The sequence below is a fragment of the Streptomyces sp. NPDC044003 genome (assembly GCF_056435185.1).
Genome location: NZ_JBWKFA010000020.1, coordinates 74,573 through 82,858 on the forward strand (window position 1 = coordinate 74,573; position 8,286 = coordinate 82,858).

5 protein-coding genes and 1 tRNA gene are annotated in these 8,286 nt (G+C 69.0%); 3 read left to right on the forward strand and 3 right to left on the reverse strand.

Going from position 1 to position 8,286, the window contains the following annotated elements:
• Positions 1-559: 559 nt before the first annotated feature.
• Entirely contained in the window at positions 560-1,639 is a 1,080-nt protein-coding gene (locus AC07AW_RS40345; protein ID WP_478820434.1) for a CU044_5270 family protein, read from the reverse strand.
• A complete protein-coding gene (locus tag AC07AW_RS40350) occupies positions 1,636-2,268 on the reverse strand; it encodes an RNA polymerase sigma factor (RefSeq protein ID WP_478820435.1) in 633 nt (210 codons plus the stop codon). The genes AC07AW_RS40345 and AC07AW_RS40350 overlap by 4 nt, the downstream gene beginning before the upstream one ends.
• A gap of 842 nt (positions 2,269-3,110) precedes the next feature.
• On the opposite strand from AC07AW_RS40350, the gene AC07AW_RS40355 reads away from it, so the two are divergent.
• The 3 genes from AC07AW_RS40355 (at position 3,111) to AC07AW_RS40365 (ending at position 5,902) form a co-directional block, all read left to right on the forward strand.
• Positions 3,111-3,605, forward strand: coding sequence for a hypothetical protein (locus AC07AW_RS40355; RefSeq protein WP_478820436.1), 495 nt, complete (start codon positions 3,111-3,113; stop codon positions 3,603-3,605).
• 695 nt (positions 3,606-4,300) lie between these two features.
• Positions 4,301-4,374 (forward strand) — tRNA-Met (locus AC07AW_RS40360).
• Between the two features lie 739 nt (positions 4,375-5,113).
• On the forward strand, positions 5,114-5,902 hold the full coding sequence (locus AC07AW_RS40365; protein WP_478820437.1) for an alpha/beta fold hydrolase: 789 nt from the start codon (positions 5,114-5,116) through the stop codon (positions 5,900-5,902).
• 933 nt (positions 5,903-6,835) lie between these two features.
• Here the strand turns inward: AC07AW_RS40365 and AC07AW_RS40370 are convergent.
• Complete coding sequence (locus tag AC07AW_RS40370; RefSeq protein WP_478820438.1) at positions 6,836-7,714, reverse strand: META domain-containing protein; 879 nt, start codon at positions 7,712-7,714, stop codon at positions 6,836-6,838.
• Positions 7,715-8,286: the final 572 nt, after the last annotated feature.

Consider the following 8,286-nt stretch of genomic DNA (forward strand, 5'->3'; position numbering starts at 1 on the left):
GTGGATACCTGGTCGAGGCATCCGTCGGCCAGGTCGTGCACGCTGCCAGTGGTCCTGCCCTCGAGATCCAGGATGCGTCTTTGCCCGCGGCGGCCGGGGTGCTTGCCATGCCCGAGTCGGTTGCGGCTGCCGCCGCGCTGACTAAGCACGAACCAGCTCCGGCCGGGGCGAATCGTGATGCCGGCCGCCCCGCCCGGTTTCCGTCCAGGCCTGCGTGGTTGACGGCATCTGCAGGACCGGGCGGCCGTGCGAGAGCACGCCGGCGGTGCTCCTGCTGAGGCCCGTGCGCATCGCGGGCGCCGCAAGGCAGATCGACTCCGACCGCCGGAGCGCTGCTCTCGAGCTTGCCTCGTGCCTCGCGCCCGGTCCCGGCGCCGGCCACCATGCGGTCGAAGAGGCCTTCTGGCCGGGCCGCGCCTCGTCAGCGAGCACATGCCTAACGCGGTCGTCAGCCGCGTAAGGTCCTGGAACGGTGAGAACGTCGGCGGTGAGGGACCGGACACGGCGGGTGGTGGAACTCCCGTCCGTGTCCGGTCCTTGGGTGTGTGGCCGGTGGCGGTCAGCCGGTGTGGCGGGGGGTGTCTCCGGGCTTGTTCGTGATGCCGCGGGTCAGGACGGCGGTGGTCGCCGTGACCTGGCCCGACTTGGCCCACTCGGTGTCCTCGACCATGACGCCTCGCTCGCCGAGGAATTCCAGGGTGTTCTTGTCGAAGATCCACTCGGTGCGCTCGCCGGCGTGGACGCGGGCGACGGCGACGCCGTGGCGGCCGGCCGCGTCGACCGAGTCGCGAACGACGGTGACGCCGGGGATCCGGGCTGCCGCCTTGTACAGTGCGGCGCTGACCTTCGGCGGTGCCAGCTGCTCGCGCAGCAGGTCGCCGATGGTCACGAAGGCCTCCTGGTCGGGACCCGGCCCGGACCCCTTGGTCTCGTCGTAGATCTTCTTCAGGAGTGCGTCGGGGTCGGTGGGCAGCGACTCCAGGTAGCGGTACGTGGGGTTGTTGAGGGTGGGAGCCGGGTTGCCTGCGGGGTGGTCGGTGGCGGGACGGCCGCTCTTGTCCAGGTCGCCGGCGAGCGGGATTTCCTTGCCTTTCTCGTGGAGCAGGCCGGGGCGGCTTCCGTCGACGGAGAGCCAGACCTTGCGGCTGTGGGGCGTGTCCAGTCGCATGGTGGGGTCGATGTCGCTCTGGCTGGACCAGGCGACCGTGCTGGCGATGTAGACGTACTGGTCGTCACGGACGGCGGGTGCGGGCTTGGACGCGGCGACGGTGGCGATGCGGTCGAGCAGGACCGCGGCCGGCGTCGCCTGCGGCGCCGTGCTCCCCGGGGTCGGGACCCCGGCAGCGTTCGGGTCGGCGGCCGGTTCCTGGTCGAGCAGCCCGCTCGTCGCCAGCGTGAGGGCCAGGGCGCCCGCGGCGAGCGGCACGGCGGCGAAGGTCAGGCGGCGGACCCCGAAGCGGGGCTTGGCAGCGGCGGGAGCGGTGTCCTGGCGGAACTCGCGCAGCAGTTGGGCTTTGAGGGCCTGGTGGTGGCGAGCGGACAGGTTCCGCTCGGGCGGGAGCGGCAACAGCCGGGCCATCTCCTCGCGTTCAGCGGGGGCGGGTCCGGAGGGGGTGGGGCGGGACGGGGTGGTGCTCATCGGGTTTCCTCCTGAGTGAGCCGGACCGCGGGAACACGGTCACCATCTGTCTGTCCGGGCCCCGGATCCGGGTTCCCGTTCCCTGCCAGGGAGCTCGCTTGGGCGTACTTGTGCAGCTTCTTGCGGGCGCGGGACAGGCGTGAGCGGACGGTTCCCACCGGGATGCCCAGCGCTTTGGCCGCGGCCGCGTAATCCAGTCCCGACCAGACGCACAGCGCCACCACCTCGCGCTCCGGTCGCCGCAGCCGGGCGAGCGCCGTCCGCAGCGCCGCCACCCGTTCGGCGTCGTCGATCCGGCCGACCAGGTCGTCGGCGAAGTCGGGGGAGACCTCCTCGCGCGGCAGCCGGTTCACGGCCGCCTCGTGACGCCTGGCCGCCCGGCGGGTGTTCCGCGCGACATTGGTGGCGATCCCGAGCAGCCAGGGTCGCAGGGACCCGCCGTCCGGATCCACCGATCCCCGTAGCCTCCAGGCCTCCAGGAACGTCAGCGACAGCACGTCCTCGGCGACGGACCAGTCTCCGGTCAACCGGAAGGCGTGGTGGTGCACCGCCCGCGCGTAGTCGTCGAAGAGACTCCCGAACGCGTCGGAATCTCCCGCCCGTATTCGGGCACGCACACTCATCTCCATATCACCGCACTGTCCGCCTGGCCCGAACCAGTTCCCGGAACGTGACGCACACCACAACGGCCCCGCCAGGCACTCCGGACTCGGCGCAGGCGACCCGGCTCCCTTCAGCGGCGTGGCCTGCGCCCTCGGCACGCACCGGGCGAAGGCCAACGGCTGACCACTTCGCCGTGATCCGTCGCCGACCGGAACATACGCCGGTCGGATCTCTGCCCGTGCAGCCGACCTCAGCGCCGCTCGGACACACGCAGAGAAAGTCACTGTGCGGACAACCGTTCACACCCCGGCAAGACCTGGGGGCCACCGGGCCTGGAGGGGCGTCCGCGCAGGACAAGGCCACCGAGAAGGGTGTCTCGGGTCCGGCAGCATTGAGAACCCGAAGAATGCTCCGGTTCGCGGGCGATGGGCCAACCAGGCCGTCGTGCAGAACGAATACGACGACTTCGTCCGGGCGTGCCGTCCGTCCGGCAGGTCACCGGACGGGCAGGTTCGGCCTGTGCGCACCGGCCCGTGATACCCCTGATCGGGTGTTCGCCGATCATCACCGGAGCTGAGGCACTGACGATCCTGAGACGTCTGCAGGTCTCGCGGGCGGTGAACGCCTTCACGCACCGCATGACGTCCCTGGCGGACATCTCTACGGCCGTTGTCGCCGTACACGGGAACGTGCCCAGTCACGTACGGATGAGCGTGCTCACTGCTGCCGTCCCGCGGATTGGTCGTGGGCAGTCTGCAACCAGCCTGTGAAGGGTGGCGGAGGGCGGCTGACTGGGGTCTTGGACCCGGACCCTTGCTTGCGCATCCCTGCCCCTCCGCTCCCGCTCGCCGGGCGGCAGGATGGGCGGATGGCGATGAACGAGACGGACCTGCTGGCCCTCCTGCGCGAACTCGACGACCCCGAACGGCTAGAACAGCCGCTGCACTACGACCGCGCCGCGACCGGCCTCGCGTTCAGCAGGCTGCTCCGCCGGCTCGAAGCAGACTTCGAGGCCCCGTGCGAGTCCGAGCGGGACACCCAGAACTCCAGCGAGTACGGGCGCATCCGCGTGCCCGCGGACGCGACGATCTGCAGGACGCGGATCGTGGTCTGCGTGAGCAAGTTCGGCTCGCTCGCCGAGATCTGCGCTGAAAATCCGGGAGCCTTCCTCGGCACGGACGAAGCTCGTGAGGAGGGAGCGTTGGATCCCGTCGACCTTGCCACAGTGCAGCAGGCCCTGACCCAGCTCGGCTACGTGAGCGTCCCCGAAGAACTACTGGAGAGCGACTACGAGGGCCCCAGCGCGCTGGAGCACTTCACGGCGCGACCCACGTGGTGGACGCGGTTTTTCGGCCTCTGCTGATCTGCCCCACCCCTGGCCCCCGCCGCCGGCCCCCTGCATGCTGACTGGAGCCCAGGGCTGGACCTCGGCAAGATCCGAAAGAGGCAGCTTGGACCGGGGCCGGATCGGGGACTCATCGAACATGCAGATGCCTGGCAGCGGAGACGCCTCTTCGCCTTCCGCAGTGAGGATTTCTCGTGCCAACTGCCGGGCGCGTGCCCACCCGGCATCGGTGGACAATGCCTCCCTTGTCCACCGATCCACCTCGGTGCCCTGGGACATCTCGCTGAAAACTTCATCGATCATCTGCAGCGAGGGCAACACATCACAACTGAGCTGACCCTCATCGACCAGTCGCGCAGCGAGGCGGTAGGCGTCATCGAAGCCCAAGGCGATCTCGTCCGGCGGCACGTCGTATTTCTCCAGCCAAGCCACCTGATCCGAAGCAGGCGACGCGACCACGACGACTGCCTCAATCAGCATGCGGCGAGGTGCTGACAGGTCAGGGCTCTCCACAGAGCCATCGTGTCACGACTCCGCTCGAGTCGATCGGACAGCCGGTCATCTGCTGAGCACGTTCGTCCGTACTTCACTGAGCACATTCCCGAGTATGCCTACGGCGGTGTGTCTGGCGACGCCGTTTCGTAGGCCTGTTCCCCGCGCATGCGTGGGAAATCCGTTGGCGGGGGCGGGTGTTGGCGTCTTACAGTGAGGGTCGCCGGGTGGAGCAGGTCGGTAGCTCGCTGGGCTCATAACCCAGAGGTCGCGGGTTCGAATCCCGCCTCGGCCACGAAGAGGAGCGGGTCCGTCGCACATGATGCGGCGGGCCCGACCCCTTTTTACTGTTCGGGCTGTCTGTTTCCTGCGCCCCACGGGGATGTTCCCCGGCCGCGGGCTCACCATCGAGGAAACCATGACCGGATCCCTGCGCTCCGTGGGGATGGTCCCCACAACACCGACCGAAGCGGTGGAGCTGGCGACTGCTCCCCGCGCATACGGGGATGGTCCCCCGGGCTCGACCATGGCCCGGTCGCACATGCCCTGGTCCCCGCGCGTGTGGGATGCGGGCCGTTGGGTGTTGCTCTCTGCTTTCTGCCTGCACGTCAGTGAGTCGTGGTGAGTGAGCTGGTGTCGGACTCACCATGCCGCTTACCACCGCACTTACCATGCTGCTCCCCGCGCATGCGAGAGGGGCAAGGCGGTGTCCGTTCGGGATGCCGTGACACGGCCTGCCACCGTCCATGGTGGCAGGGGGCGCCGAAACGGATGCGTCGACGAGGCCCCGACGGGGCCGCCGGCGGTGGCGAGGGACGCATGATGGGGATTGTTGAAAACGGCAAGGGCTGCTCGTCGCCTCACTTGGTCCGCGGTTCAACAGAGTGGGGGAGTTCCAACGAGCGTGGCGTGCTTGTCGGCCGGAGCCGCACGCTTGCGGGGTGCGCGGGCCGGGTTCACACGCCTGAGGCGCCGTGACCGTCCCCGGTGTCCATCGCCGCGACATGGCCGGTGCGCGTGCCTACGCTGAAGTCATGGCGACGGTGCAGGTCCACGGGATGGAGGTGGCCTACGACCGGGTGGGCCAGGGGCCGCCCGTGCTGTTCCTGCATGGTGCGGCGCAGGACGCCCGCGTCTGGCGGCCGCAGCTCGACGCGCTGTCGGATGTGTTCACGGTTGTGGCCTGGGACGAGCCGGGAGCGGGCCGCTCCTGCGACCTGCCCGAGTCCTTCGGCCTCGCGGACTACGTCCATTGTCTGGCTGCGGTCGTGGAGTCGCTGGGGATCGGTCCGGCGCACGTCGCTGGTCTCTCCTGGGGCGGGACTGTCGCCCTGGAGTTCTACCGCCACCACGCGGACCTCGTGAGGACGCTGATCCTCGTCGACACCTACGCGGGCTGGAAGGGTTCCCTGCCGGCGCAGGAGGTGCGGGCCCGGGTCGAGGGCGCGCGCCGGATGCTGGCCGCGCCGCGCGGCGGGTTCGATCCGGCTCTGCCTGGACTGTTCGCCGGCGAGCCGCCCGCCGCGTACGTGCCGCTGCTGGACGCGATGGCGGCTGCCGTACGCCGGGAGACCATGCGGGCGCAGCTGTCTGTCATGGCCGAGACGGACCAGCGGGATCTCCTGCCCACCGTGAAGGTGCCCACCCTCCTGCTCTGGGGAGAGCAGGACGTGCGCTCGCCACTGGCTGTCGCGCGCCGGTTCCAGGAAGCGATCCCGCACGCCGAGCTGGTCGTGATCCCGGGCGCGGGTCACGTCAGCAACCTGGAACGGCCCGAGGAGTTCAACCGAGCCGTGCGCGGCTTCTGCCACGCCCACTCCTGAGTCGGCGCCGGGCCCTCACTGCGTGGCGGACGGATGCGCAGGCCGCTGTGGAACGCGATCCGAGCCCGCTCGACGGGCGGAGTGATCACAGGGGAGCCGGGTCACGCTCCCCATGTGGCTGGGAGATCCATCGAGCAGGTGTGGGATCACTTCATATGGTTCTGGCTCACATTCCGTGTCGCTGTTACGGAGAGTCAGATCTGCGGAGCCATGCGATGGCGGTGTGGAGGGGCGCGGAGCCGAGGTGGGGTGAGTTCCAGGGGCCGGGTTGTCGCGTTTGGCGCTCATGTGGTCGAGCCGGCGTTCGTACCGGTCGGGGAAGTCGGTGGCAAAGGAGACGTCGGGGTCCCGGAAACCGTCGCTGTTCCCCGTGAGGACGCGGCCGGTGAGGGGACCGGTCACCGCGATGACGCAGACGTCGGTGCAGCCCCGACGTGGGGGAAGAGGTCGCCTTCGTGTGCCCCCGGTCCTGCGTCGTCGAAGCTGCAAGGTGTCCCTGGGTCTGCGCGCGGATTCATGACCAGCAGGGAACACCGCTCCGGCGGCATGAGGCCGTAGATCGGCGCCGCGCCTGAGCCATCGATGTGTGTGGGGAAGGCCGATAGGTGTCGGGCAGGACGATGTCGTGCTCGGCCTCAAACGCAGCGACGCGTGCTTCGGTCAGCCTGGGACCGAGGTAGAACGTGTGTTTCTCTTCTCCGAAGGAGCGGCTGCGCAGTGGTTGGAACAAGATCGCACAATGACTCGAGGATCTTCGCGGTGAGACAGCCTTCGCGACTCGCGCTGATCTCCTCCTCGCCTGGAGGCTTACGACGTCGTGCACGGACACACCGATACGCGGACATGCGGACACGGATCGACAGCCGCAATCCGTGACGCATCGAGGGTGTGTGCCGGGCGCCATGGGTGCTGTGCGGAACCTTCAGAACCCCCCTAGCGGTCGGACATCGCCACCCAGCCGTATCCGAAGTAGTTCAGGCCCTGGGTCTCGTCGATGGCCTCAAAGGAGTGGGTCAGGGCGCCGCACCGCATCCGGCGCGGGTTCTTCTCGTCCGTCAGCAGGCCGTGTTCCTGGTCCATGAGCTCTTGCGAGCAGGTCCGGTGGGTGGTCCGGGTGAGCCGGTACATCGAGAGGACGTCGCCGTCGAAGGTGGCCCTGCCGGTGAAGTCGTTGCAGCCGGCCTTGCCGGTGACGGTCCCGTCCCGGTGGAAGACGTAGTACACCTCCTTGCCGCCGATGACCGGCGCGATGGAGTCGCCCACGACCAGATGGTCCAGCCGCCATCGGGAACCGTAGAGCCCCTTGGGCCGCATCAGTTTCACCGCGACGTAGTCGCCCCGCTGGTTCTTCAGGTCCATCGTCAGGTCGTCGACGCGCTGATTGATGACGAGCGGCCCGCTGAAAAGCTTTCGCAGCTTCCCCTCGAAGGCGAGATGCGATGCCGGGCACCGCCCGGCCGGGGCCGCCCCGTCGGTTCTCTCGCCCACGGTGAGCACTGTCTCGGTGACGGTGGTCGCCGCCTTGAACGGGGTGCATCCGTAGCTGCCCTCGGTCGTGTTGTCGTAGCCGAACTCGACCCAGGCGGCGGCACGGGGCGGCGCGGTGATCGACCGCCCGCCGACGGTGACCCACTGCACGTACCAGCGCGCGCCCACCAGCAGCCCCCCGTTCCCGCCGGGACCCTTGGGGGTGGGCGGGGCCGTGGCCCGTCTCGTGTCCGTCGACGTGCACCCGGTGATGAGGAGCAGGGCGGCGAGCAGGGATCCGACGATGGTGATGGCACGGAATCCGCGCTTGACGTTTACATGCATGAAGTGTCAGACGGACGCGGCCCGCGTGGGGTTGTGGAGTCCCTCCTCGACGCCGCGGTGCCGGCAGCCCGGCCGCGGCCGCCTGATCACACGTCGCTCGATCCACAAGTCTTGACAGTTGCTCGCGCATACCGCAGTTCAGGGCGCAGTGGTGGTGCGCGCGCCCCCCAGGGGATCCACCACACAGTCCTTGCGCCCACAGCCCTGGAACGGTCGCATCGTTCCGGATGCCGAGTCGGCGGCTGACGAACTTCGTGAACGGTGTGGCGCGAACAGACACGAAGGTCACGTCCAAAGCAGCCGTCTGTTCGATGACCATGGAGATGGCGGTGGCCTGCGTGGGCTCACCTCGCTGGCGGCGGACACAGGGGCCAAGGTGATCGGTCTTCCGCGAGGCTCGTGACGACGGCGGACTCACTGGCTTACGCCGCGCATGTGGGGATGCTCCCGAGACCGCCACGGCGAAGTTGCCGAGCGCGGCCTGCGCCCAGCCTGCGCGGGGGTGGTTCTGGCCTCTGTCAGTTCGGCGGGTGTTGCGCTTGGCTGTCGGCGGTTGTGGGTGTGGTGAGTGC

Excerpts from the sequence above, each read along its gene's own strand:
- AC07AW_RS40355 (WP_478820436.1), top strand. The coding sequence starts at position 3,111 with ATGGCGATGAACGAGACGGACCTGCTGGCCCTCCTGCGCGAACTCGAC.
- AC07AW_RS40370 (WP_478820438.1), bottom strand. The coding sequence starts at position 7,714 with ATGCATGTAAACGTCAAGCGCGGATTCCGTGCCATCACCATCGTCGGA.
- AC07AW_RS40345 (WP_478820434.1), bottom strand. The coding sequence starts at position 1,639 with ATGAGCACCACCCCGTCCCGCCCCACCCCCTCCGGACCCGCCCCCGCT.
- AC07AW_RS40365 (WP_478820437.1), top strand. The coding sequence starts at position 5,114 with ATGGCGACGGTGCAGGTCCACGGGATGGAGGTGGCCTACGACCGGGTG.
- AC07AW_RS40350 (WP_478820435.1), bottom strand. The coding sequence starts at position 2,268 with ATGGAGATGAGTGTGCGTGCCCGAATACGGGCGGGAGATTCCGACGCG.